The sequence below is a fragment of the Cupriavidus neocaledonicus genome (genome assembly GCF_000372525.1).
Taxonomy (GTDB): domain Bacteria; phylum Pseudomonadota; class Gammaproteobacteria; order Burkholderiales; family Burkholderiaceae; genus Cupriavidus; species Cupriavidus neocaledonicus.
The window spans coordinates 14,204-35,887 of record NZ_AQUR01000083.1 but is presented as its reverse complement, the minus strand read 5'-3'; the positions used below and the strand labels follow the sequence as shown (position 1 = coordinate 35,887).

Here is a 21,684-nt window from a genome sequence, read left to right as displayed (position 1 = left end):
TCTTATGCGGCGGGCTGGCGCGTCACCGCGGCCGGCTTGCGCAGCCGCCACCACACCCGCATCCCCAGCAGCACGAACACCACCGCGGCGTAGATCGAGACTTCGCCGAAGTCGTTCTTGCCTGCCTTGTGCCACCAGTAGTGCAGGATGGCCAGCACCGCGATGGCATAGACCAGCCGATGCAGCGCCTGCCAGCGCTTGCCGCCCAGGCGCCGCACCATGCCGTTGGTCGAGGTCAGCGCCAGCGGCACCATCAGCATGAACGCGGTAAAACCGACCGTGATGAAGGGCCGCTTGTACACGTCCTTGATCATGTAGGCGAAGTCGAAGCCGCGGTCCACGCCGATCCACAGCAGGAAGTGCTGCAGGCCATAGAAGAACGCGAACAGGCCCAGCATGCGCCGCATCCGGATCAGCCAGTTCCAGCCGGTGAGGCGGCGCAGCGGCGTGATCGCCAGCGTCAGGCACAGCATCACCAGGGTCCAGGTGCCGGTCGAGCGTGTCACGAATTCAAGCGGGTTGGCGCCGAACTGCCCGGTGGCGCCCAGGTACAGCAGGCGCACGAACGGCAGCAGCGCCAACACCCAGATCGCCAGCTTGAGCGCGCGCACCCGTTGCGGCGACAGCGTGGCCAGGCCGGCCGGCTTGCGGGCCGCCGCCGTGGCCGCGGGAGAAGAGGTAGCCATGCGCTCGCCTTGCATCAGAAGAATTTCTTCAGGTCCATGCCCTGGTACAGCGCCGCCACCTGCTGGGCATAACCGTTGAACGGCAGCGTCTTGCGCTTGGGCGCGAACAGCGCGCCGAAACCGCTGCCACGCTCTTCGCCGATGCGGCGCTCGGTGGCCTGGCTCCAGCGCGGATGGTCGACATCCGGGTTCACGTTCGAGTAGAAGCCGTATTCCTGCGGCGCGGCCAGGTTCCAGCTGGTCGGCGGCTGCTTGTCGACGAAGCGGATCTTCACGATCGACTTGGCGCTCTTGAAGCCGTATTTCCACGGCACCACCATGCGCACCGGCGCGCCGTTCTGGTTGGGCAGCACCTCGCCGTACAGGCCGAAGGTCAGCAGCGCCAGCGGATGCATGGCCTCGTCCATGCGCAGGCCCTCGCTGTACGGCCAGTCGAGCACGCCGCTGCTGAGGCCGGGCATCTGCTTCCTGTCGGCCAGCGTGATGAACTGCACATACTTCGCGCCCGGCTGCGGCTCGACGCGGCGGATCAGCTCGGCCAGCGGATAGCCGATCCAGGGGATCACCATCGACCAGCCCTCGACGCAGCGCAGCCGGTAGACGCGCTCCTCCATCGGCGCCAGCCTGGTCAGCTCGTCCAGGTCATAGACCTTCGGCTTCTTCACCAGCCCTTCGACCGCCACCTGCCACGGACGCGGACGCAGCGTGCCGGCATGGCGCGCCGGGTCGGACTTGTCAGTGCCGAACTCGTAGAAGTTGTTGTAGGTGGTCACCTCTTCGTACGGCGTGCGCTTCTCGGTGATGACGTAGGCGTTGTTGGGCGCGGCGGGCAGCCGGGCGCCATGCTGACCCTGGGCGAAGGCCTGGCGCGTGAACCACGGCGCCAGCGTGCCGCCGGCGGCACCGGCGGCAGCGAGCGCCAGCATGCGGCGGCGCGCTGCGAAGACATGGCGCGGCGTGATCTCGCTGGCGGCAATGTCGCCGCCGCGCAGCCATTTGGGGGAAGGAATCAGCATGGTTTTCCTCGATTGCCTGGTCGTGCCGGCGCCGGCGGCGCCGCGTGCTTGCAGGATTGGACTCCGGGCTTGGTCGTGGAGTGCGGGCCAGTCCTGACAGATTTTTTGCAATGACGTCGAAAGCGAGCCTGCAGGCGCCTGCGCCTGCCATGTGCCGCAAGTGCGGCGCGGGGTCGTTATCCGCCCTGGTATTGCTGATACACCACCTGCGCCAGCGTCAGCAGCCGGGCGCGTTCCAGCGGCCCCGCCAGCGCAAAGCCCAGGTCGCGGTCGATCCAGTAGAACGCCATCATCGGGTCGCGACCCGGCGCGCGCCGGCGCGCGCCCTCGCCCGTCATGCGCTCGACGCGGAAGCCGGTATCGGGCGTGCCCTGCGCCATGCGCCGCAACTGCAGCGACAGGCGCGTGCCGTCGTCGGCTTCATACATCAGGATCGCCGACGGGCCGCCCTCGGCCACGCCCAGCCGGCCGCCGATCAGGTGGAAGCCCTGCGCACGCAGGTCGGGCACCTGCAGCGCGGTGCCCAGGCGCCGGGACAGCCAGGCGACCAGGTGGGCCTCTTCGGTCGCGGCGACTTCCACCGGGTGGCGCATCTCCGGGGCGTAGACCGCGTGGGTGGCGAGCGCCTCGCGCGCAAAGCGCTCGCCGGGCGCGAGCACCAGCGTGCCGCCGCCAAGACGGCCGTGCGCCAGCCAGCCCAGCGTACCGCCCACGGCCAGCAGCGCGACCGACGCGCACGTGGCCGCCACGCCCATGGCCCAGCGCGGCCACGGGCGGGCGCCATCACGCCTGCCATCGCGGCCGCGGTTGCGGCCCCGGTCGCCGTGCAAACCCGGCGGCAGGGCCGCCAGGGGCACCGGTTCATTGAGTACGGGGTCGAGCGCGCCGTGCAGCGCCTCGGCCTGCCGGCGCCAGGCGGCCACTTGTGCCGCCGCGTCGGGATGCTGCGCCAGGTAGGCTTCGACGGCGGCGCGGCGCGCGCCGGCCAGCTGGCCGTCGGCATAGGCGTGGAGATCGGCTTCCTGGATGCCCGGCATCATTTCACCCGTTGCAGCGCATTGGCGGCCGTGGCAGTTCGATTCGGCGCCGCGCCGTCAAGCAGCCGCCGCATCTGTTCGCGCGCCCGCGCCAGCCGCGACATCACCGTGCCTGGCGGGATGTCGAGCACGCGCGCGGCCTCGGCGTAGGTCAGTTGTTCCAGGCTGACCAGCAGCAGCACGGCGCGCTGCGGCTCGGGCAGTTGCGCCAGTGCCTGCGACAGGTCACGCCGCAGTCCCGGGTCTTCGGCGGGGCCGCTGACCTCGGGCAGGGTATCGGTGGCCACCACCAGGTCCTTGCGGCGCAAGGCGTTCAGGCGCAGGCGGTGCATCAGTGTCAGCAGCCACGGCAGCAGGCCATCGGCGCCGTCGCCCCACCAGGCGCCGGGGCGCAGGCGGAAGCGCCAGCGGTAGCGCAGCGCGCGCTCGAGCGTGTCCTGCACCAGGTCGTCGGCCAGCGCCGCATCGCCGGTGAGGCCGCGCGCATGGCGCCGCAGTCGCGGCGCCAGCGCAACGAGCTGGCCGTCAAACCCATCCATGCTGTTGTGGCTGTTGTGGCTGTCGTGGCTGTTGTGCCTTGGGGTGGCTGCCGCCGCGTCAGGGCTTGGCCACGTGCCAGACGTTGTTGACGTTGTCGCCGGTGCGGTCGCCCGGCTTGGCGTCCTTGGCGAAGCGGTACAGCGGCTGGCCGCGGTAGGCCCACTGCTTGCTGCCGTCATCGCGCGTGATGATGGTGTACTGGCCGGAACCGCTGGTGCCCGGGGCCGCCATCAGCGGCGGCCAGTTGGTGGCGCAGGGGCCGTTGCAGGCGCTCTTGCCGCTGCCGGCGGTGTCGCGGTCAAAGGTGTACAGCGTCAGGCCCTGCGGATCGGTCAGCACGCCATTGGTCACTTTCACCGTGGGCGGCAGATTGCCGGCGCTGCCGCCGCCCATGCCCATGCCGGCACAACCGGCGAGCAGGACAGCCGCGCAGCCGAGCGCGAGCGCGCCGGGACGAACCAGGGATGCAGCAGCGTTACGACGCAGACTTGCCATGATCTTGTTCTCCATGCAATTCGGTGCCGCCAGCCGGCACCGTCCCTCCAGTAAACACTGGATGTGATCTCTTTATTCCCGCAGCGGCCAAAAAAATTGAAAAAAGTCGAAAAAAAACCTGCCCGAAGGCAGGTCTTTTGCATTGCAGCATGCGCGTCAGAGTTCGCCGTAGCTGTGCAGCCCTGACAGGAACATGTTCACGCCGAGGAAGGCAAAGGTCGTCACCAGCAGGCCCACCAGCGCCCACCAGGCCGCCACCGTGCCGCGCAGCCCCTTCATCAGCCGCATATGCAGCCACGCTGCATAGTTCAGCCACACGATCAGCGCCCAGGTTTCCTTCGGGTCCCAGCTCCAGTAGCCGCCCCAGGCCTCGGCCGCCCACAGCGCGCCGAGGATGGTGGCGATGGTGAAGAAGGCGAAACCGACCGCGATCGCCTTGTACATCACGTCGTCGAGCAGCTCCAGCGACGGCAGGCGCTCGGCCAGGATGCCGCGCTGCTTGAGCAGGTAGGCCACCGCGACCATCGCCGCCAGCGCAAAGGTGCCGTAGCCGATAAAGTTGGCCGGCACGTGGATCTTCATCCACCAGCTTTGCAGCGCGGGCACCAGCGGCTGGATCTCCTGCGCATTGCGGCTGACCGTGTACCACAGCAGGAAGCCCACCGCGGCCGAAACCACCAGCATGACGAACGGGCCCAGCGCGCGCGTGGCGTAACGGCCTTCGTAGTACAGGTAGAACAGCGAGGTGATCAGCGTGAACAGCACGAAGACTTCGTACAGGTTCGAGATCGGGATGTGGCCGATGTCGGTGCCGAGCAGGTAGGACTCGTACCAGCGCACCAGCATGCCGGTGAAGCCCAGCACCACCGCGCCCCAGCACAGCTTGCTGCCGAGGCTGTAGCCGGTGCCCGAGCGCGTGGCCAGCCCGACCCAGTAGAACAGCGTCGACAGGAACACCAGTGCGCTCATCCACAGGATGGCCGACTGGCTCGACAGGAAATACTTGAGGAAGAAGGCCTGGTCGGCGCGCGCGAGCTGGCCCTGGTAGAGCTGGATCGCAAACAGCGACAGCACTGCCAGTGCCACCATCAGCAGCCGCACCGGCTTCCAGTGCCAGCCCAGCAGCGCGAAAGTGGGCACGGCGCCGATCAGCACGGCCTTGTCGTAGCCGTCCATCCACTGTCCGTATTGCGCCAGCGCCACGCCGGCGCCGGCGGCAAGCGCGAGCGCGAACAGCCAGTCCACCCAGCTCAGGCGGCGCAGGAAGGAAGGTTCGAGGTAGGCCTCGTCGGCACCGGATTCGGCGCGCGTGACGCCGCGCATGGCGGGGCCGGCCTGGTTCACATCAGAAGACATAGCGTACCTGCTCGATTCAGTGGGGAGTGCCGGCGGGCGCCTGGGCGGCGCTTCGCCCCCCTGCCGCGCGGCCGATGTCCTCGCGCAGCGCCGTGAATTCCTTCTCGAAATCCATGGTGCGGCGCTGGGTCGACATCGCCATCAGCACATGGCTGCCGGCATCGCCGTCGCCGGTGTGGCCCGTGGCGGACGCGTCGGCGGGCTTGTCTTTCACCCAGATCCAGACCCGACGCTCGCGGATGTAGAACATCGCGAATACGCCCAGCACCAGCAGCAGACAGCCAAGATACACGATGTTCTTGCCCGGCGCACGGGTCAGCTGGAACACGCTGGCCTTGATTTCCTGGAAGTCGTCGAGCTGCAGGAACACCGGTGCGCCGTAGAAGAAACTATCCGACAGCGCATTGATCGCCTGCTGCAGGAAGGCGCCGCTCTGGGCACTGTTGGCCACCACCGGCAGCCGGTCCTGCGCGCGCGCAAGCTGCCACAGCTCCCACATCGACCCGTTCAGGATCTTCAGCAACACGTCGGCGGCCTTCTGCTGCTCGGCCGGCGGCACGGACTTTTCCAGGAAGGCGGCGATGGCGGTGAAGCCGCCCGGCGGCGAATCCGGCGTGGGGCGCGTCGCCCCCGCGAACAGGTCGAGCGCGCGCAGCGCGCTTTCGGCCAGCTGCCGGCGCAGCTCGGCCTTGTCGTCGCCAGGCATCGACGCCAGCGCAAAGCGGCGCGCGGCTTCGCCGCGCAGCGCGCGGTCCTGCAGCGCGGCGCGCAGGCGCATCCAGTCGGCCACGCTGCCCTGGTCATCGGCGGGAATGCGCAGGTAGCGGAACGGCTCGCTGGGCGACTGGCGCATGCCGGCGAGGAACACCGACTGGCCGTCCATCTGCACCGGCACCATGTAGTTGTTGTACTCGCGCGCCTGCCCGGTGCGGTCGCGCAGCTTGTACTGCACCGACGGGCCGACATTGCGCAGGGTCTTGGCGCGGTCGGTGCTGGCGGCGGCGCCGAGATGCTTGTCCAGCGTTTCGTTGAAGGACTTGCGCGCCACGCCGCGCGCATCGGGCTTGCCCGAGGCATCGGTGACGTTCTCGATATTCATCAGCCGGAAGTCGCTGAACTCCACCGTCAGGCCGTCGCTGTCCGCGCTGGTGCCGGTGCCGGCCAGCGGCTTGTTGCCGCCCACCGCGCCGTCGATGGTGAAGGTGGCGTGGCCGCTGCCCTGCATCGGGTAGCCGACGAACTTCAGGCGCGAGCCGCCGTCCTCGAAGCTGGACTGGTAGATGGCGATGCCGTCGACGATCAGCGGCTCGTTGACCTTGATGGTGGCCTCGGTGCGCTTGCCGGTGGCTCGGTCAGTCACGACCACGTCCGAGGCAAACAGCTTGGGCATGCCGGTCTCGTAGAAGTCGACCTTGAACTTCTTGAGCGTGATCGCAAACGGCAGGTCCTGCACCAGCGCACCGTCGGCAATGTTGAGGATGGCGGTGGAGACGGTCGAGCCCTCGGGCACGTAGGCGTTGCCGCGAAAGCCCGGGTTGTTCACCGACAGCCGGTGCTGCGGCGGGATCTCGCTGATCACCGCGTTGCCGCGGATCGGGGTCTTGTCGCCCAGCCACATCTGCGCGCGGATCAGCAGGTCGCCGTCGAGCAGGCCGCCGATGCAGATCACCACGATGGCGGTGTGCGCCAAGATATAGCCGGCCTTGTTGGCGGCGCCGGCCTTGGCCGCCAGCAGCGTGGCGCCGTCATGCTCGACCGCCTTGACGCGGTAGCCGCGGTTGCGCAGCAACGCCGTCAGCCGCCCGACGGCCTCGGGGCGCGCCCGCGCGCCGTCGAACTCGCCGCGATGGTGGAAGGCGCGCAGGCTGCGCTCGCGCACGTGGTCCTTCCACGAGCGCATGTCGGCGATCATCTTGGGCGCGTTGCGCACCAGGCACAGGCTGGTGGACACCACCAGGAACGCCAGGATCAGCAGGAACCACCACGACCCGTAAACCTTCTGCAGCGACAGCGTGTGGAACACCTCGGCCCAGAAGGGCCCGAACTGGTTGACGTAGTTGGGATACGGCTCGTTCTGCTTGAGCACGGTGCCGATCACGCTGGCGATGGAGATCACCGTCAGCAGCGCGATCGCAAAGCGCATCGAGGACAACAATTCGACCGCGTCGCGCAGCACGCGGTGAGAGGTCTTCAGGTGCAGCCCTGAAGTGGAAGCGGTCGACATGTGCAGTGAAACCTAAAACAGCGTACGGCCTGGAAATGAATAAAGGGTGGACATGCTTTGGCAAGCAGGCCACCCTTTTCGATTGTGACAAGCGCGTTCGGTTGCATGTTGCCGCGCCAGCCGGCGGCGGCCGCTCAACCGATGCGCCGGCGCGCGCGGGCGCCAGCGTCGCGGAATCCCGGATCGTCAGCGAACCCCGGCGACGTAGTCCGCCACCGCCTTGATCTCGGCATCCGACATCTTGGCGGCGATGGTCGTCATGACCGGGTTGTTCTTGCGGGTGCCCTGGCGGAATGCCACCAGTTGTGCCTCGGTATAGTCGGCCCACTGGCCGCCGATGCGCGGATACTGCGCCGGAATGCCTGCGCCGGCGGGACCATGGCAGGCGGCACAGGCCGGCACGCCCTTGGCGGCGATGCCGGCACGATAGATCTTCTGGCCGGCTTCGATGCTGTCCTTGTTCTTGGCGGTGGCCGGCTTGAGCGACTGCTTGGCCAGGTAGGCGCCCACGTTGCGCATTTCCTCGTCGGTCAGCACCGACGCCATCGGCACCATGATCGCGTTGTTGCGGGTCTTGGCCTTGAAGTCGGCCAGTTGCTTGTGGACGTACTCGGGATGCTGCGCGGCCAGCTTGGGATTGGCGGCGGCCGCGCTGTTGCCGGCGGCACCGTGGCAGCTCAGGCAGGCGGGCACATTGCGATCGGGGGCGCCTTGCGTGTACAGCGTTTCACCCTTGGCGGGGTCCGCCTTCGCGGCGGCCTGCTCTGCGGCAGATGCCAGACCGGAAAGGGCGGCGGCAGGAACGGCCAGAGCCAGGACACCCAGAATCTTCGCAATGCGGTTCATTCGCACACCTTCTCTGAATTGTTTTGGATACCGTGATGCGTGCCGCTCCGGCGCTTTGCCGGCGGTGAGGACGCGCCGGTGCAAAAGGCTGGGAACGTGGCGACCCGCGAGCGGCTGACCGATCCGCGCAACGCTGGCCGTGGCGGCAGACCCCGCCAGCCCGCGCCCGCCGCCGCCGCACCGTCCGGTGCAACGCGCAATGGGGACAAGGCCTTGCCCACGATGGAACGACACACTAGGCTTCCCGCCCGGACGACGGCAGCCGAGGCACGCGGCATGGATGCCACGCGTCACCCGCTCAGGAGACCGTAAACCGGCGTATTGTACAATAAGTTATGTGCCGGATTGATGCCTTGCGCCTTGTCGTGCCCGCTTCGGGCTGCGCCAGATCAAGCCCGGCGGGCGGCCCAGGCCGCAGCCATCCCACCCTGGCGAGACCCCGGCCCCGGCACGCGCTTGCGCGGCCTCCGCGGCCCGCCCCACCGCTCTAGCGCATGTCCCTTCTTCACCAGGCCCGCTTCTTCATCACCGTGAACCACCTGCGCGACCTGCCCGCCACGGCCGTGCCCGAGGTAGCGTTCGCCGGCCGTTCCAACGCCGGCAAGTCCACGGCGATCAACATCCTGTGCAACCAGAAGCGGCTGGCGTTCTCGTCGCGCACGCCCGGACGCACCCAGCACATCAACTATTTCTCGGTGGCGCCGGTCAAGGCGCCCGACCCGCTGGCCTTCCTGGTCGACCTGCCCGGCTACGGCTATGCCGAGGTCTCGGGCTCGGCCAAGTACCACTGGCAGGGCCTGCTGAGCGATTACGTGCAGACCCGCCAGCAGCTCGCCGGCCTGATCCTGATGATGGACGCGCGCCGGCCTTTTACGGAGCTCGATTGCCAGATGGTCGAGTGGTTCCTGCCCACCGGGCGGCCGATCCACGTGCTGCTGACCAAGGCCGACAAGCTCACCAACAGCGAAAACGCCAAGGCCCTGCGCGAAACGCGCAAGATGCTGCAAGGCTACGCCGAGCAGCTGGAGACGCCGGTGCCGATGACGGCCCAGCTGTTCTCCAGCCTCAAGCGCCGCGGCATCGAGGAGGCGCAGGGCGTGATCGCCGGCTGGCTGAACCTGCCGGAAGCACAGAAGCCCGAGCGCGCGCCCGCCGCCGCCGACGCAGTGCCGCCCGCGTCCGATCCGGCCGCGTGATCCTGGTAGCGAGCGCGCAAAAAAAAGCCCCGTCGCAAGCAACGGGGACAAACTTTCCCGCCGGTGAGGCGGGTACCCGCTCAGGGAGGAGTAGCGGGGGACACCGCGCCACGCAGCGCGCAACGCAAAGTGTCCGCGAGTATGATGGCGGGCACGCACAAAAGTTTAGTTTTTCTTCGGCCAGCCGCACGACGCTGCGCGCGCCGCGCTTGCCGGGCCTGCATTCCGTCCTCTTCCGCCAAGAAGCCGCCATGTCCACCTTCCCCGAATTCCGCCCGCGCCGCATGCGCCGCGATGATTTCTCCCGTCGCATGATGCGCGAGCATCGCCTGTCCCCGGACAACCTGATCTACCCGGTCTTTATCCTCGATGGCCAGAACCAGCGCCAGGCCGTGGCGTCGATGCCGGGCGTGGAACGCGTCTCGGTCGACCTGCTAATGCCCGTGGCCGAAGACTGCGTCAAGCTGGGCATCCCAGTGCTGGCGCTGTTCCCGGTGATCGACCCGTCGCTGAAGACGCCCGACGGCATCGAGGCCACCAATCCGGACGGACTGGTGCCGCGCGCGGTGCGCGCGTTGACGGACCGCTTCCCCGAACTCGGCGTGCTGTGCGACGTGGCGCTCGACCCGTACACCAGCCACGGCCAGGATGGCGTGCTCGACGACAACGGCTACGTGATCAACGATGCGACGGTGGAGATCCTGGTGCGCCAGGCGCTGGCGCAGGCCGAGGCGGGGGTCGACATCGTCGCCCCGTCCGACATGATGGACGGCCGCATCGGCGCGGTGCGCACCGCGCTGGAAGACAACGGCCACATCCATACCCGCATCATGGCGTACTCGGCCAAGTACGCGTCGGCATTCTACGGCCCGTTCCGCGACGCGGTGGGCTCGGCCGCCAACCTGGGCAAGGGCAACAAGATGACCTACCAGATGGACCCGGCCAACACCGACGAGGCCCTGCGCGAAGTGGCGCAGGACATCCTGGAAGGCGCCGACATGGTGATGGTCAAGCCCGGCATGCCGTACCTGGACATCGTGCGTCGGGTCAAGGACGAATACCGCTTCCCGACCTACGTGTACCAGGTCAGCGGCGAGTACGCGATGCTCAAGGCCGCCGCGCAGAACGGCTGGCTGGACCACGACAAGGTCATGATGGAATCGCTGCTGGCCTTCCGCCGCGCCGGCGCCGACGGCATCCTGACTTACTTTGCGCGCGATGCCGCGCGGCTGCTGCAGGCCTGACGGCCGACGGACCGCGCATGGAGTTGCTAGGTTTCTCAGCGAGCCAGGTACACCCGCTGGCCTCGCTCACCGAGGCGGGCAGCTTTCTGTCGGGCAATGCCGCGTCGCTGTTCTGTTCGTGTGGGCGGATTTTTCCACTGAAGAGGTCACCGCGGCGCCCGATGACTGGCGCGAGCAGGTGCGCCAGCTGGCCGGCGCGCCCATCCTCGACCTGCACCTGGCCGACGCCACCAACGCCGCGCATCCGTCGTACTTCGATACGACCCATGCGTACGACATGGTGATCTTCCGCAAGCTCACCTTTGAAACCAGCCGCGCCATTGCCGAGGCCGAGCCGCAGGACGCCGCCATCACCGCCAAGCCGGCCGCGGCCGAGGCAGCCGCCCGCCAGAAGCGCCATGCGCCGGGATTCCTGCCGGCACTGGCCAAGATCGACACCCAGCCAGTCACGTTCTTCATGTTCGACACCGTGCTGGTAACGGTACGCTCCGGGCCGTCGCGCACCGTCGACCAGGTGCGCCAGCGTTTGCTGGAGCTGTGCCAGGCCCCGCGTCCGCAAGCCGCGCCCGCGCGTGGCAACGGCCAGTCGCTGCTGCACGGCATCCGTCCGCCGAGCCGGCCCGAGGACCTGATGCTGCGGCTGCTCAACGCCATGGTCGACCGCTACCTGGAACTGCGCGCGCCGCTGACGCGCCAGCTCGACCGCTGGCAGCGCGCGCTGCTGAACTCGCGCCGCAGTTTCTCCAGCTGGGAGGGCCTGCTCGATGCGCGCATCCAGCTGCGCAAGCTGGAGCACCTGAGCGAGGAGCAGCGCGACGCGCTGCAGGAATTCCGCGACAGCCTGCTCGACAACCGCTACAGCAGCGACCAGCCCGGCGGCGCCGTCGATGCGCCGGGGCGCGACGAGGTGCTGCTGGTGCGCATCAACGACGTGATGGAGCATATCCAGCGGGTGCTGGCGCATGCGCGCCGGCTGGAGGATTCGATCGAATCGGCGGTGCAGATCCACTTCTCGGCGGTGGCGCACCGGACCAACCGCACCATGCGCGCGCTGACGCTTATTACGGCGCTGTTCATGCCGCTGACGCTGATCACCGGCGTGTTCGGCATGAACTTCGAGCGCATGCCCTGGCTGCAGGAGCCGCAGGGCTTCTGGTGGTCGATCGGCCTGATGGGTGCCGTGGCGGTGGTACTGGCAGCGCTGTGGGGACTGGCGCGGCAGCTGGAGCGCTAGCCGCAGGCCTGGGTACGCCCCGGGGACGGTTCAGGTGCGCGTGGGTGTGCCGAAAGCGCGCTCCAGGCTTTCCAGGAAGCGGTTGGCCGACTGGTAGCCGATCACGCGCACCGGGCGCTCGCGACCGTCCGGGCCGAACAGGATGATGCCGGGCGGCCCGAACAGGCCGAAGCGCTTGAGCAAGGCCTTGTCGTCGGCATTGTTGGCGGTCACGTCCGCCTGCAGCAGCACGATCTCCGACAGCCGCGCGCGCACGCGCGGATCGACGAAGGTCATGCGCTCCATCTCCTTGCAGCTGACGCACCAGTCGGCATAGAAATCCAGCAGCACCGGCTTGCCCGCGGCGGCAGCCTGCGCCACGCGGGCGTCGAGCTCGGCGACGCTGCGCACGCGCTCGAAACGCACCGCCTGCGCAGCGCCGGCGTTTTCGCCGCCACTGCGTGCCACGCTCAGGTGCGACAGGGGCTGCAGCGGATCGCGTCCGCCCGAAGCCACGCCGATCAGCACGATCGCGGCGGCGATGGCGAACAGCACGCCCACGCCCTTGCCCACTCGCACCAGATTGCGCGGGTCGGGCCCCAGCCCGTCGAAGGCACCGAGGAACACCGCCGCCACCAGCAGCAGCGCCGCCAGCAGCAGCATCGTGGTCCACGCCGGCAGCACCGGCCCCAGCATCCACAGTGCCACGCCAAGCAGCAGGAAGCCGAAGAAGCGCTTGGTGACCTCCATCCAGCGGCCGGCGCGCGGCAGCAGGTTGCCCGCGCCCACGCCCACCAGCACCAGCGGCACGCCCATGCCCAGCGCCATCGCGAACAGCGCGGCACCGCCGGTCACGGCGTCGCGGCTCTGTGCGATATAGGCCAGCGCGCCCGCCAGCGGCGCCGTCACGCACGGCCCGACGATCAGCGCGGAAATCGCCCCCATCGCCGCGGCCCCGGCCACCTGCCCGCCCTGGCGGCAGTTGGATGATTCCGTCAGCCGGGTCTGCCAGCGCTGCGGCAGTTGCAGCTCGTACAAACCGAACATCGACAGCGCCAGCGCCACCATCAGCGCGGCGAAGGCGCCCAGCACCCAGGGCGTCTGCAAGGCGGCCGACAGGCCCTCGCCCAGCAGCCCGGCGGCCACCCCGACCGCGGTGTACACCACCGCCATGCCCAGCACATAGGCCAGCGACACCAGCAGCGCGCGGCCGCGCGTGACGTGCTCGCCCACCACGATCGACGACAGGATCGGCACCATCGGCAGCACGCATGGCGTAAAGGTCAGCAGCAGCCCCAGGCCGAAGAACAGCGCCCCGATCAGGCCCAGGTTGCGGCTGGCCAGCGCGCCGGCGATGCGGTCGCTGTCGTCGGCGCGCAGCGTCGCCGCCACGCCCGGTACGGCGGGTGCGGCGGGCGCCGGAGCCGGCTCGGCCGTCGGCGCCTCGCTGCGGCCGCGCTTGCCGAACAGGTCGGCCAGCGCGCTGGCGCCTACCTTGTAGACGCTTTCCATCGGCGGATAACAGAGGCCCTTGTCGGCGCAGCCCTGCGAGGTCACGGTCAGCGTCCATTTGCCGTCGGCGGGCGCGGCCTCGACCGGCACGCGGATGATCACGGTGTCGCGGTAGGTCTCCATCTCCTTGCCGAAGGTCTCGTCGAACTTGACCTTGCCCGGCGGATAGGCCGGCGCGCCCAGCTTCACGACGGCCGGCTGCGCCGCAAACGCAAAGCGCTCGCGATACATGTAGTAGCCCGGCGCGACCTCGAAACGCACTTCGACGGTCTTGTCGTCAGGCTGGCTGGCGGCAAAGCGGAAGGCTTGCTCGGGCGGCAGGAAGTCGTCCTCGGTGGCGGCGTGGAGGCTGCCCGCCAGGCACAGCCAGGCCAGCGCCGTCAGCAGCGCTGCGGCAATATGCCGCGCCCACATCTGCCCGGGCGTGCCCGCCCGCCGTGCCAAACCGATGTTCATGAAGCCGATTCCTGTTGGTCTTGATCCCGGGATGCCGCCGTACCTGGTGCTGCGTGGCGGGCATCGCCAGCCGGTGCCGCCGTTGCTGGCTGCGCCGGCACGCCCGCGGTCTCGCTGCGCACCCACTCCAGGTAAGGCCCGTAGCCGGCTGACACTGGCCACGCAAGCAGCTCCGGCACGTCATAGGGGTGATGTTGCCGGATCACCGCCTCGAGCGCAGCGTAGCGCGCGCGCGTGGTCTTGATCAGCAGCGGCCATTCCTGCGCCTGCTCGAGCCTGCCCTGCCACCAGTACTCGGATTCGACCGGCGCCAGACGGTTCACGCAGGCAGCGGCGCGCGCCTGCAGCACGGCCCGCGACAAGCGCGCCGCGGTTTCCGCATCGGGGGCGTTGGTGACGACGACGAGCACCTCGTCCGGACCCGCACCCTGGTCAGTATGGCTTTGCATCGACACTCTCCCGCGGCTGGCCAGGCCGAGCCGCACAAAACAAAAGAGCCAGGCGATTGCCTGGCTCGATTGTAAGCGGTGTGCCCGCAACCGTCGTGCGACGGCAGCGCGCAGGAAACGCACTTATTCCGCGGCTTCTTCGGCCGGGGCTTCGGTGATTTCCGGACGATCCACCAGCTCGACCAGCGCCATCGGCGCGTTGTCGCCCTGACGGAAGCCGAACTTCAGGATGCGGGTGTAGCCGCCCGGACGGGTGGCGTAGCGCGGGCCCAGTTCGGTGAACAGCTTGGTGACCATGTCGCGGTCGCGCAGGCGGGCGAAGGCCAGGCGGCGGTTGGCAACGGTGTCCTTCTTGGCCAGCGTGATCAGGGGCTCGACAACCTTGCGCAGTTCCTTGGCCTTGGGCACGGTGGTCTTGATCAGCTCGTGCTGGAACAGCGAGTTGGACATGTTGCGAAGCATCGCGAGACGGTGCGACGAGGTGCGGTTCAGTTTCCGCAGACCATGACGGTGACGCATGATGATTCCTTTCAGTTAAGTGTTTGACCAGCTCTTCTATCGTCCGATGCGGCTGGACGCGGGCCGGTAGTCATACATGCCCCGGCCGGGGCCGGGGCGGTTGCTGCGGTGCGGGACGGTGGCCCCGCGCCACGATTACTTCTCCAGACCTGCGGGCGGCCAGTTCTCGAGCTTCATGCCGAGGGTCAGGCCGCGCGAGGCGAGGACTTCCTTGATCTCGTTGAGCGACTTGCGACCCAGGTTCGGGGTCTTGAGCAGTTCGTTCTCGGTACGCTGGATCAGGTCGCCGATGTAGTAGATGTTTTCGGCCTTCAGGCAGTTGGCCGAACGCACCGTCAGCTCCAGGTCGTCGACCGGGCGCAGCAGGATCGGGTCGATCTGCGGCGTGCGGCTCGAAGCGGCCTCGGCGGCCGACTCGGTGCCTTCCAGCGCGGCGAACACGGACAGCTGGTCGACCAGGATGCGGGCCGACTGGCGGATCGCTTCCTCGGGCGAGATCACGCCGTCGGTTTCGATGTTCATCACCAGCTTGTCCAGGTCGGTACGCTGCTCGACACGGGCGGATTCCACCGCGTACGACACGCGGCGCACCGGCGAGAACGAGGCGTCCAGCACGATGCGGCCGATGACCTTGCCGGATTCGTCGCCGAACTTGCGCACGTTGCCCGGCACATAGCCGCGGCCCTGCTCGACCTTGATCTGCATGTCCAGCTTGCCGCCGGCCGACAGATGGGCGATCACGTGGTTCGGGTTGATGATCTCGACGTCGTGCGGCAGCTCGATATCGGCGGCCGTGACCACGCCTTCGCCATCCTTGCGCAGCGACACCGTGACTTCGTCGCGGTTGTGCAGCTTGAACACCACGCCCTTCAGGTTGAGCAGCAGGTTGACGACGTCTTCCTGCACGCCGTCGATGGTGGAATACTCGTGGACCACCCCAGCGATCGTGACTTCGGTCGGGGCATAACCGACCATCGACGACAGCAGCACGCGACGCAGGGCGTTACCGAGCGTATGGCCGTAGCCGCGCTCGAACGGCTCCATCACGACTTTGGCGTGATGGTCGCCCAGAGGCTCGACGGCGATGATTTTTGGCTTGAGGAGTGCTGTTTGCATTAGGTTGTCCTTTTCAATACCCTCGGCTCGTTACACCGATAAGGCTGACGTTTGGAACCTGGAAATCCCATCGTAACGATGGGCGAAGCCCGACGCGCGCGAAGCGCGTCGGGCTGAAGGAGAAGCTTTGCGACGAACGCAAGCTCTGGGCCGGGTGCTCGCGGATTAACGCGAGTACAGTTCGACGATCAGGCTTTCGTTGATGTCGCCCGAGATATCGGCACGATCCGGGACTTGCTTGAAGGTGCCTTCGAACTTCTTGGCATCCACGGCGACCCAGGTCGGGAAGCCCGACTGCTCGGCCAGCGACAGCGCTTCGGCGATACGGACCTGCTTCTTCGACTGCTCGCGGATGGTGATGACGTCGCCCGACTTGATCTGGGCCGACGGCACGTTCAGGGTCTGGCCGTTCACCAGGATCGCCTTGTGCGACACCAGCTGGCGCGCTTCAGCGCGGGTCGAGCCGAAGCCCATGCGGTACACCACGTTGTCCAGGCGCGATTCCAGCAGTTGCAGCAGGTTTTCGCCGGTGTTGCCCTTGCGGCGGTCGGCTTCGGCGAAATAGCGGCGGAACTGGCGCTCGAGCACGCCGTAGATGCGCTTGACCTTCTGCTTTTCGCGCAGCTGGTTGCCGTAGTCGGAGGTGCGGGCACCCGAGGTGCGGCCATGCTGGCCCGGCTTGCTGTCCAGCTTGCACTTGTCGGCCAGCGAGCGGCGCGAGCTCTTCAGGAACAGGTCGGTGCCTTCACGGCGGGAAAGTTTGGCCTTCGGGCCGGTATAACGTGCCACGTTGTCTTCCTTTGATCGATCACGACGCCTTCAGGACGCGCCGTGAGTCCGCCAACGCAGTGCCGGCGCGGTGCAACATGGCACACGCCAGACCGTGACGGACGGTGGGCTTATTAAGCGCGCTCCGTTGCGGGAGGCGTCGCTGCAAGCAATTTACCAATACGCCGGCATTATAATGTGCCCCTTAAGACACTACTCCGGCGCAAAACGAAAACCTGCCGCATAAAAATGCAGCAGGTCAACGCGCGATACTACCACATCCGAAACCGGCAGGTAAACCCACCGGGTCCGGACACGCCAACGCATCAGATGCGGCGGCGCTTCGGCGGACGGCAGCCGTTGTGCGGAATCGGCGTAACGTCTTCGATGATCGCGATCTTGATGCCCAGCGCGTTCAGCGCGCGGACAGCCGATTCACGACCCGGGCCGGGGCCCTTGATACGCACTTCCAGGTTCTTGATGCCCTGGTCTTGCGCCACGCGGCCGGCGTTCTCGGCAGCAACCTGGGCAGCGAACGGGGTCGACTTGCGCGAACCCTTGAAGCCCTGGCCACCGGCGGTCGCCCACGACAGGGCGTTGCCCTGGCGATCGGTGATCGTGATGATGGTGTTGTTGAACGAAGCGTGGACGTGCGCAATGCCGTCGGCAACGTTCTTCTTGACCTTTTTACGCGCGCGAGCGGCGTTATTCGGACCTTTTGCCATTAGTTTCTTCCTCTGCCTTCGGCTTTACTTCTTCAGAGCCACGCCGGCCTTGCGCGGACCCTTGCGGGTACGGGCGTTGGTGCGCGTACGCTGGCCGCGCATCGGCAGGCCCTTGCGGTGACGCATGCCACGATAGCAACCAAGGTCCATCAGACGCTTGATGTTCATCGTGGTTTCACGACGCAGGTCACCCTCGACCGTGACCTTGCCCACTTCGTCACGAAGCTTTTCCAGGTCGGCGTCGGTCAGATCCTTGACCTTCTTGTCAAACGGTACACCGGTGGCCTCGCAAATCTTGCGGGCGCGCGAGCGGCCGATACCGTAAATAGCCGTCAGGCCGATTTCGGTATGCTTGTGGTTCGGGATGTTAACCCCTGCGATACGTGCCATTCGTCAATCCTCTTTCCGATTAGCCTTGGCGTTGCTTGTGGCGGGGATCCGACGAGCAGATCACGCGCACGACACCGTTGCGCTTGATGATTTTGCAGTTGCGGCAAATGCGCTTAACAGAAGCCAGCACTTTCATAATTTTCCTCTTCCTTCAATTCCTGTTCGCTCACTTCGTCCGGAAGACGATTCGTGCGCGCGACAGATCATATGGGGTCAGCTCGACCGTCACCTTGTCACCCGGAAGAATCCGGATGTAGTTCATTCTCATCTTGCCGGAGATATGGCCCAGCACTACGTGGCCATTCTCCAGCTTGACTCGGAACGTCGCATTGGGCAGGTTTTCCAGGACCTCGCCCTGCATCTGGATGACGTCGTCTTTAGCCATACCTAGCCTGTACCGATCCGAAGTCAGCGCAAGGTCAGATTGCCCTTGAAATTCGCCTTCTTCAGCAGCGACTCATACTGCTGCGACATGACATAGGACTGAACCTGGGCCATGAAGTCCATCGTGACGACCACGATGATCAGCAGGGAGGTTCCGCCGAAATAGAACGGAACGTTCCAGCGCAGCACCAGGAATTCCGGCAACAGGCAGACCAGTGTGATGTAGATCGCACCAGCCAGCGTCAGACGCACCAGGATCTTGTCGATATAGCGCGTCGTCTGCTCGCCCGGACGAATGCCCGGAATGAAGGCACCGCTTTTCTTCAGGTTGTCTGCCACTTCACGGCTGTTGTACACCAGGGCCGTGTAGAAGAAGCAGAAAAATACAATCGCAGCAGCGTACAGCAGGATGTAGACCGGCTGGCCCGGCGACAGCGTGGCAGCCAGGTCCTTGATGAACCGGCCGACCGCACCGGTCGAGTCAGACGTGAACCAGCCCGCGATCGTCGCCGGGAACAGGATGATCGACGATGCGAAGATCGGCGGAATCACCCCTGCCATGTTCAGCTTCAGCGGCAGGTGCGACGACTGGCCGCCGTACACCTTGTTGCCGACCTGACGCTTGGCATAGTTCACCAGGATCTTGCGCTGGCCCCGCTCGACGAACACCACGGCGAAGGTCACACCGATCACGATCGCCACGATGAAGATCGCCGCGATGATGCTCATGGAACCCGTGCGGACCAGTTCGAACAGTCCGCCGATCGCGTTGGGCAGGCCCGCCGCGATACCGCCGAAGATGATGATCGAGATGCCGTTGCCCAGACCGCGCTCGGTGATCTGCTCACCCAGCCACATCAGGAACATCGTGCCGGTCACCAGCGTGATCACCGCCGTGGCCCGGAACATCAGGCCCGGATCCAGCACCAGCCCGGGCTGCGACTCCAGCGCGACCGCGATCGACAGCGCCTGGAACGTGGCCAGAACCACGGTGCCGTAGCGCGTGTACTGCGTGATCTTGCGCTGCCCTGCCTGCCCTTCCTTCTTCAGCGACTCCAGCTGCGGCAGCACGATCGTCAGCAACTGCATGATGATCGACGCCGAGATGTACGGCATGATGCCGAGCGCGAAGACGGTAAAGCGCGACAGCGCCCCGCCCGAGAACAGGTTGAACATCCCGAGGATGCCACCCGACTGACTCTGGAAAAGCTTCGCAAGCTGCTCCGGATCGATACCGGGCACCGGAATATGAGCGCCGATGCGGTACACGATCAGGGCCAGCACCAGGAACATCAGCCGGCGCTTGAGGTCGCCGTACTTCGCCGTGTTCCTGGCTTGCGCGCTTGCATTGGGTTTCGCCGTGGCCAAACGATGCTCCGACTATGACTGCCTATGCTGCGATGAATGCTGCCGTATCAGGCTGCGATCTGGCCGCCGGCGGCTTCGATCGCGGCCTTGGCGCCAGCGGTGGCGCCCAGACCCTTGATCGTCACCTTGCGGGTCAGCTCGCCGGCCTTGATGACCTTGGCGCTCTTGACCAGGTCGCCGACCAGGCCAGCCTGCTTCAGGACCAGCAGGTCGACTTCGGCCGCTTCCAGGCGCTCGATGTCACGCAGCGTGACTTCGGCGGTGAACGCCTTGGTCAGCGAGGTGAAGCCGCGCTTCGGCAGGCGACGATACAGCGGCATCTGGCCGCCTTCGAAACCCACCTTGTGGAAGCCGCCCGAACGCGACTTCTGACCCTTGTGACCGCGACCGGCGGTCTTGCCCAGGCCGGAGCCGATACCGCGGCCGACGCGACGCTTGGCGTGCTTCGAACCGGCAGCCGGTTTCAGGTTGTTCAGTTGCATCTTGCTCTCCAAGTCCCGATCAGGCCAGAACCTTGACCAGGTACGAGACCTTGTTGATCATGCCGCGCACGGCGGGCGTGTCCTGCAGCTCCGACACCGAGTTGATGCGGCGCAGGCCCAGGCCACGAACGGTGGCGCGATGATCCTCGCGCGTGCCGATCAGGCTGCGCACGAGTTGCACTTTTACGGTTTTCTGCGACATTGCGTTCACCTTAACCCAGGATGTCTTCGACCGACTTGCCACGCTTGGCGGCGATTTCGCCCGGCGTGCTCATCTTCTGAAGGCCGTCCAGCGTGGCGCGAACCATGTTGTACGGGTTGGTGGAGCCGTGCGACTTGGTCACCACGTTGGTGACGCCCATCACTTCGAAGATCGCGCGCATCGGGCCGCCGGCGATCACGCCGGTACCTTCCTTGGCGGGCATCATCAGCACCTTGGCGGCGCCGTGCTTGCCAACGACTTCGTGTTGCAGCGTGCCGTTCTTCAGCGAGACCTTGACCATCTTGCGACGGGCTTCGTCCATTGCCTTCTGAACCGCGACCGGCACTTCCTTGGCCTTGCCCTTGCCCATGCCGATGCGGCCATCGCCGTCACCGACCACGGTCAGCGCAGCGAAACCGAGAATCCGGCCACCCTTCACCACCTTGGTGACACGGTTGACCGAGATCATCTTCTCGCGGAGGCCGTCGTCGCGTTCGTCCTGTTGGACTTTTGCTTGCATCTTTGCCATGACGTATCTCTCTCTATGCGCTTAGAACTTCAGGCCGGCTTCGCGGGCGGCGTCTGCCAGGGCCTTCACGCGGCCATGGAAACGGAAGCCGGCGCGATCGAACGCGACGGTTTCCACGCCGGCAGCCTTCGCCTTCTCGGCGATGCGCTTGCCCACGATCGTAGCGGCAGCGGCGGTAGCGCCCTTGCCTTCCAGTTCCTTGCGCACTTCTGCCTCGACGGTCGAAGCCGAAGCCAGCACCTTGGTGCCGCACTCGGAGAAGACCTGGGCGTAAATGTTCGAATTCGTACGGAACACGGTCAGACGATTGACTTTCATCTCCGCGATCTTGGCGCGGGTCTGACGTGCACGGCGCAAACGAGCGTCTTTCTTGTTCATCATTGCACCCCTTACTTCTTCTTGGTTTCCTTCAGGATGACGCGCTCGTCGCTGTAACGCACACCCTTGCCCTTGTAGGGCTCGGGCGGACGGTACGCGCGCACTTCGGCGGCAACCTGACCGACTTTCTGCTTGTCCGCACCCTTGATCAGGATTTCGGTCTGCGTCGGCGTTTCGGCCTTCACGCCTTCCGGCATCTCATGGATCACGTCGTGCGAGAAACCAAGCTGGAGCTTCAGCGCAGTGCCTTGCAGCTGGGCACGATAGCCCACGCCAACGAGGTTCAGCTTGCGCTCGAAACCGGTGGTCACGCCCTTGACCATGTTCGCCGCAAGGGCGCGCATGGTGCCTTGCAGGGCGTTTGCTTCACGCGACTCGTCAGCCGGCGCGAAGGTCAGCGTGTCGTTCTCGACATTGACCTTGACCAGGCTGTGAATCGGCTGGGACAGCGTACCCAGCGGGCCCTTCACGGAGAGCACGCCAGCTGCCACGTTCACTTCCGCGCCCTTGGGGAGCGCGATGGGAGCCTTACCTACACGGGACATGGTTCTCT

Annotated in this window: 24 protein-coding genes and 2 pseudogenes; 3 read left to right on the top strand and 23 right to left on the bottom strand. The window is 66.5% G+C overall.

Annotated features, from left to right (window positions below):
- Nucleotides 1–2 precede the first annotated feature (2 nt).
- The 8 genes from msrQ to A3AG_RS0108000 all read right to left on the bottom strand — a co-directional run bounded on the left by msrQ (nucleotide 3) and on the right by A3AG_RS0108000 (nucleotide 8,200).
- Nucleotides 3–686, bottom strand: coding sequence for a protein-methionine-sulfoxide reductase heme-binding subunit MsrQ (gene msrQ / locus A3AG_RS0108035; RefSeq protein ID WP_370866977.1), 684 nt, complete (start codon nucleotides 684–686; stop codon nucleotides 3–5).
- 14 nt (nucleotides 687–700) lie between these two features.
- Nucleotides 701–1,702, bottom strand: a complete 1,002-nt coding sequence (gene msrP / locus A3AG_RS0108030; protein WP_018004904.1) for a protein-methionine-sulfoxide reductase catalytic subunit MsrP — start codon at nucleotides 1,700–1,702, stop codon at nucleotides 701–703.
- Nucleotides 1,703–1,878: 176 nt separating this feature from the next.
- A complete protein-coding gene (locus A3AG_RS0108025; RefSeq protein WP_018004903.1) occupies nucleotides 1,879–2,742 on the bottom strand; it encodes an anti-sigma factor family protein in 864 nt (287 codons plus the stop codon).
- Nucleotides 2,739–3,278 (bottom strand): RNA polymerase sigma factor, encoded by a 540-nt coding sequence (locus A3AG_RS0108020; RefSeq protein ID WP_018004902.1) that lies wholly within the window; start codon nucleotides 3,276–3,278, stop codon nucleotides 2,739–2,741. Before A3AG_RS0108020 ends, A3AG_RS0108025 begins: the two co-directional genes overlap by 4 nt.
- A gap of 58 nt (nucleotides 3,279–3,336) precedes the next feature.
- Nucleotides 3,337–3,774 carry a COG4315 family predicted lipoprotein gene (locus tag A3AG_RS0108015; RefSeq protein ID WP_026164031.1) on the bottom strand — a complete coding sequence of 146 codons (438 nt, stop codon included), beginning with the start codon at nucleotides 3,772–3,774 and terminating at the stop codon, nucleotides 3,337–3,339.
- Between the two features lie 156 nt (nucleotides 3,775–3,930).
- The gene (gene ccsB, locus A3AG_RS0108010) at nucleotides 3,931–5,097 is read right to left on the bottom strand and encodes a c-type cytochrome biogenesis protein CcsB (RefSeq protein WP_085958668.1); all 1,167 of its coding nucleotides are present in this window, start codon (nucleotides 5,095–5,097) and stop codon (nucleotides 3,931–3,933) included.
- A gap of 49 nt (nucleotides 5,098–5,146) precedes the next feature.
- Nucleotides 5,147–7,354 (bottom strand): cytochrome c biogenesis protein ResB, encoded by a 2,208-nt coding sequence (locus A3AG_RS0108005; protein ID WP_018004899.1) that lies wholly within the window; start codon nucleotides 7,352–7,354, stop codon nucleotides 5,147–5,149.
- A 186-nt stretch (nucleotides 7,355–7,540) separates the two neighbouring features.
- Nucleotides 7,541–8,200: a c-type cytochrome gene (locus tag A3AG_RS0108000; RefSeq protein WP_018004898.1), complete on the bottom strand. Its 660-nt coding sequence runs from the start codon at nucleotides 8,198–8,200 to the stop codon at nucleotides 7,541–7,543.
- Nucleotides 8,201–8,694: 494 nt separating this feature from the next.
- On the opposite strand from A3AG_RS0108000, the gene yihA reads away from it, so the two are divergent.
- The 3 genes and pseudogenes from yihA to A3AG_RS31495 all read left to right on the top strand — a co-directional run bounded on the left by yihA (nucleotide 8,695) and on the right by A3AG_RS31495 (nucleotide 11,874).
- Nucleotides 8,695–9,396: a ribosome biogenesis GTP-binding protein YihA/YsxC gene (gene yihA / locus A3AG_RS0107995; RefSeq protein WP_018004897.1), complete on the top strand. Its 702-nt coding sequence runs from the start codon at nucleotides 8,695–8,697 to the stop codon at nucleotides 9,394–9,396.
- 251 nt (nucleotides 9,397–9,647) lie between these two features.
- Entirely contained in the window at nucleotides 9,648–10,640 is a 993-nt protein-coding gene (gene hemB, locus A3AG_RS0107990; protein ID WP_026164030.1) for a porphobilinogen synthase, read from the top strand.
- Between the two features lie 17 nt (nucleotides 10,641–10,657).
- Nucleotides 10,658–11,874: pseudogene (locus A3AG_RS31495) on the top strand (magnesium transporter CorA family protein).
- Nucleotides 11,875–11,904: 30 nt separating this feature from the next.
- On the opposite strand, the gene dsbD reads toward A3AG_RS31495, so the two are convergent.
- From dsbD to rplF, 15 genes and pseudogenes are all read right to left on the bottom strand, one after another.
- Nucleotides 11,905–13,821, bottom strand: coding sequence for a protein-disulfide reductase DsbD (gene dsbD, locus A3AG_RS0107980; protein ID WP_018004895.1), 1,917 nt, complete (start codon nucleotides 13,819–13,821; stop codon nucleotides 11,905–11,907).
- 89 nt (nucleotides 13,822–13,910) lie between these two features.
- Nucleotides 13,911–14,270: pseudogene (gene cutA, locus A3AG_RS31490) on the bottom strand (divalent-cation tolerance protein CutA); the annotation flags it as partial.
- A gap of 123 nt (nucleotides 14,271–14,393) precedes the next feature.
- On the bottom strand, nucleotides 14,394–14,789 hold the full coding sequence (gene rplQ / locus A3AG_RS0107970) for a 50S ribosomal protein L17 (RefSeq protein ID WP_010812373.1): 396 nt from the start codon (nucleotides 14,787–14,789) through the stop codon (nucleotides 14,394–14,396).
- A 135-nt stretch (nucleotides 14,790–14,924) separates the two neighbouring features.
- On the bottom strand, nucleotides 14,925–15,905 hold the full coding sequence (locus A3AG_RS0107965) for a DNA-directed RNA polymerase subunit alpha (protein WP_010812374.1): 981 nt from the start codon (nucleotides 15,903–15,905) through the stop codon (nucleotides 14,925–14,927).
- 165 nt (nucleotides 15,906–16,070) lie between these two features.
- Nucleotides 16,071–16,694, bottom strand: coding sequence for a 30S ribosomal protein S4 (gene rpsD / locus A3AG_RS0107960; RefSeq protein ID WP_012354133.1), 624 nt, complete (start codon nucleotides 16,692–16,694; stop codon nucleotides 16,071–16,073).
- Between the two features lie 305 nt (nucleotides 16,695–16,999).
- A complete protein-coding gene (gene rpsK / locus A3AG_RS0107955) occupies nucleotides 17,000–17,398 on the bottom strand; it encodes a 30S ribosomal protein S11 (RefSeq protein ID WP_010812376.1) in 399 nt (132 codons plus the stop codon).
- Between the two features lie 24 nt (nucleotides 17,399–17,422).
- Nucleotides 17,423–17,788, bottom strand: coding sequence for a 30S ribosomal protein S13 (rpsM, locus tag A3AG_RS0107950; protein WP_008642961.1), 366 nt, complete (start codon nucleotides 17,786–17,788; stop codon nucleotides 17,423–17,425).
- A gap of 19 nt (nucleotides 17,789–17,807) precedes the next feature.
- Nucleotides 17,808–17,924, bottom strand: a complete 117-nt coding sequence (gene rpmJ / locus A3AG_RS0107945) for a 50S ribosomal protein L36 (protein WP_008642959.1) — start codon at nucleotides 17,922–17,924, stop codon at nucleotides 17,808–17,810.
- 30 nt (nucleotides 17,925–17,954) lie between these two features.
- Nucleotides 17,955–18,173 (bottom strand): translation initiation factor IF-1, encoded by a 219-nt coding sequence (infA, locus tag A3AG_RS0107940; RefSeq protein WP_010812378.1) that lies wholly within the window; start codon nucleotides 18,171–18,173, stop codon nucleotides 17,955–17,957.
- Between the two features lie 23 nt (nucleotides 18,174–18,196).
- Nucleotides 18,197–19,540 carry a preprotein translocase subunit SecY gene (secY, locus tag A3AG_RS0107935; RefSeq protein ID WP_012354134.1) on the bottom strand — a complete coding sequence of 448 codons (1,344 nt, stop codon included), beginning with the start codon at nucleotides 19,538–19,540 and terminating at the stop codon, nucleotides 18,197–18,199.
- Nucleotides 19,541–19,587: 47 nt separating this feature from the next.
- Entirely contained in the window at nucleotides 19,588–20,022 is a 435-nt protein-coding gene (gene rplO / locus A3AG_RS0107930; RefSeq protein WP_012354135.1) for a 50S ribosomal protein L15, read from the bottom strand.
- A gap of 19 nt (nucleotides 20,023–20,041) precedes the next feature.
- Nucleotides 20,042–20,224 carry a 50S ribosomal protein L30 gene (rpmD, locus tag A3AG_RS0107925; RefSeq protein ID WP_010812381.1) on the bottom strand — a complete coding sequence of 61 codons (183 nt, stop codon included), beginning with the start codon at nucleotides 20,222–20,224 and terminating at the stop codon, nucleotides 20,042–20,044.
- Between the two features lie 10 nt (nucleotides 20,225–20,234).
- Nucleotides 20,235–20,753 (bottom strand): 30S ribosomal protein S5, encoded by a 519-nt coding sequence (gene rpsE / locus A3AG_RS0107920; protein ID WP_006160449.1) that lies wholly within the window; start codon nucleotides 20,751–20,753, stop codon nucleotides 20,235–20,237.
- A 21-nt stretch (nucleotides 20,754–20,774) separates the two neighbouring features.
- Nucleotides 20,775–21,131 carry a 50S ribosomal protein L18 gene (rplR, locus tag A3AG_RS0107915; RefSeq protein ID WP_026164029.1) on the bottom strand — a complete coding sequence of 119 codons (357 nt, stop codon included), beginning with the start codon at nucleotides 21,129–21,131 and terminating at the stop codon, nucleotides 20,775–20,777.
- Nucleotides 21,132–21,142: 11 nt separating this feature from the next.
- Entirely contained in the window at nucleotides 21,143–21,676 is a 534-nt protein-coding gene (rplF, locus tag A3AG_RS0107910) for a 50S ribosomal protein L6 (protein WP_012354137.1), read from the bottom strand.
- Between the last annotated feature and the right edge of the window lie 8 nt (nucleotides 21,677–21,684).

Coding starts and splice junctions, on each gene's coding strand:
- msrQ (WP_370866977.1), bottom strand. CDS start 686: ATGGCTACCTCTTCTCCCGCGGCCACGGCGGCGGCCCGCAAGCCGGCC.
- msrP (WP_018004904.1), bottom strand. CDS start 1,702: ATGCTGATTCCTTCCCCCAAATGGCTGCGCGGCGGCGACATTGCCGCC.
- A3AG_RS0108025 (WP_018004903.1), bottom strand. CDS start 2,742: ATGATGCCGGGCATCCAGGAAGCCGATCTCCACGCCTATGCCGACGGC.
- A3AG_RS0108020 (WP_018004902.1), bottom strand. CDS start 3,278: ATGGATGGGTTTGACGGCCAGCTCGTTGCGCTGGCGCCGCGACTGCGG.
- A3AG_RS0108015 (WP_026164031.1), bottom strand. CDS start 3,774: ATGGCAAGTCTGCGTCGTAACGCTGCTGCATCCCTGGTTCGTCCCGGC.
- ccsB (WP_085958668.1), bottom strand. CDS start 5,097: ATGCGCGGCGTCACGCGCGCCGAATCCGGTGCCGACGAGGCCTACCTC.
- A3AG_RS0108005 (WP_018004899.1), bottom strand. CDS start 7,354: ATGTCGACCGCTTCCACTTCAGGGCTGCACCTGAAGACCTCTCACCGC.
- A3AG_RS0108000 (WP_018004898.1), bottom strand. CDS start 8,200: ATGAACCGCATTGCGAAGATTCTGGGTGTCCTGGCTCTGGCCGTTCCT.
- yihA (WP_018004897.1), top strand. CDS start 8,695: ATGTCCCTTCTTCACCAGGCCCGCTTCTTCATCACCGTGAACCACCTG.
- hemB (WP_026164030.1), top strand. CDS start 9,648: ATGTCCACCTTCCCCGAATTCCGCCCGCGCCGCATGCGCCGCGATGAT.
- dsbD (WP_018004895.1), bottom strand. CDS start 13,821: ATGAACATCGGTTTGGCACGGCGGGCGGGCACGCCCGGGCAGATGTGG.
- rplQ (WP_010812373.1), bottom strand. CDS start 14,789: ATGCGTCACCGTCATGGTCTGCGGAAACTGAACCGCACCTCGTCGCAC.
- A3AG_RS0107965 (WP_010812374.1), bottom strand. CDS start 15,905: ATGCAAACAGCACTCCTCAAGCCAAAAATCATCGCCGTCGAGCCTCTG.
- rpsK (WP_010812376.1), bottom strand. CDS start 17,398: ATGGCAAAAGGTCCGAATAACGCCGCTCGCGCGCGTAAAAAGGTCAAG.
- rpsM (WP_008642961.1), bottom strand. CDS start 17,788: ATGGCACGTATCGCAGGGGTTAACATCCCGAACCACAAGCATACCGAA.
- rpmJ (WP_008642959.1), bottom strand. CDS start 17,924: ATGAAAGTGCTGGCTTCTGTTAAGCGCATTTGCCGCAACTGCAAAATC.
- infA (WP_010812378.1), bottom strand. CDS start 18,173: ATGGCTAAAGACGACGTCATCCAGATGCAGGGCGAGGTCCTGGAAAAC.
- rplO (WP_012354135.1), bottom strand. CDS start 20,022: ATGCAACTGAACAACCTGAAACCGGCTGCCGGTTCGAAGCACGCCAAG.
- rpmD (WP_010812381.1), bottom strand. CDS start 20,224: ATGTCGCAGAAAACCGTAAAAGTGCAACTCGTGCGCAGCCTGATCGGC.
- rpsE (WP_006160449.1), bottom strand. CDS start 20,753: ATGGCAAAGATGCAAGCAAAAGTCCAACAGGACGAACGCGACGACGGC.
- rplR (WP_026164029.1), bottom strand. CDS start 21,131: ATGAACAAGAAAGACGCTCGTTTGCGCCGTGCACGTCAGACCCGCGCC.
- rplF (WP_012354137.1), bottom strand. CDS start 21,676: ATGTCCCGTGTAGGTAAGGCTCCCATCGCGCTCCCCAAGGGCGCGGAA.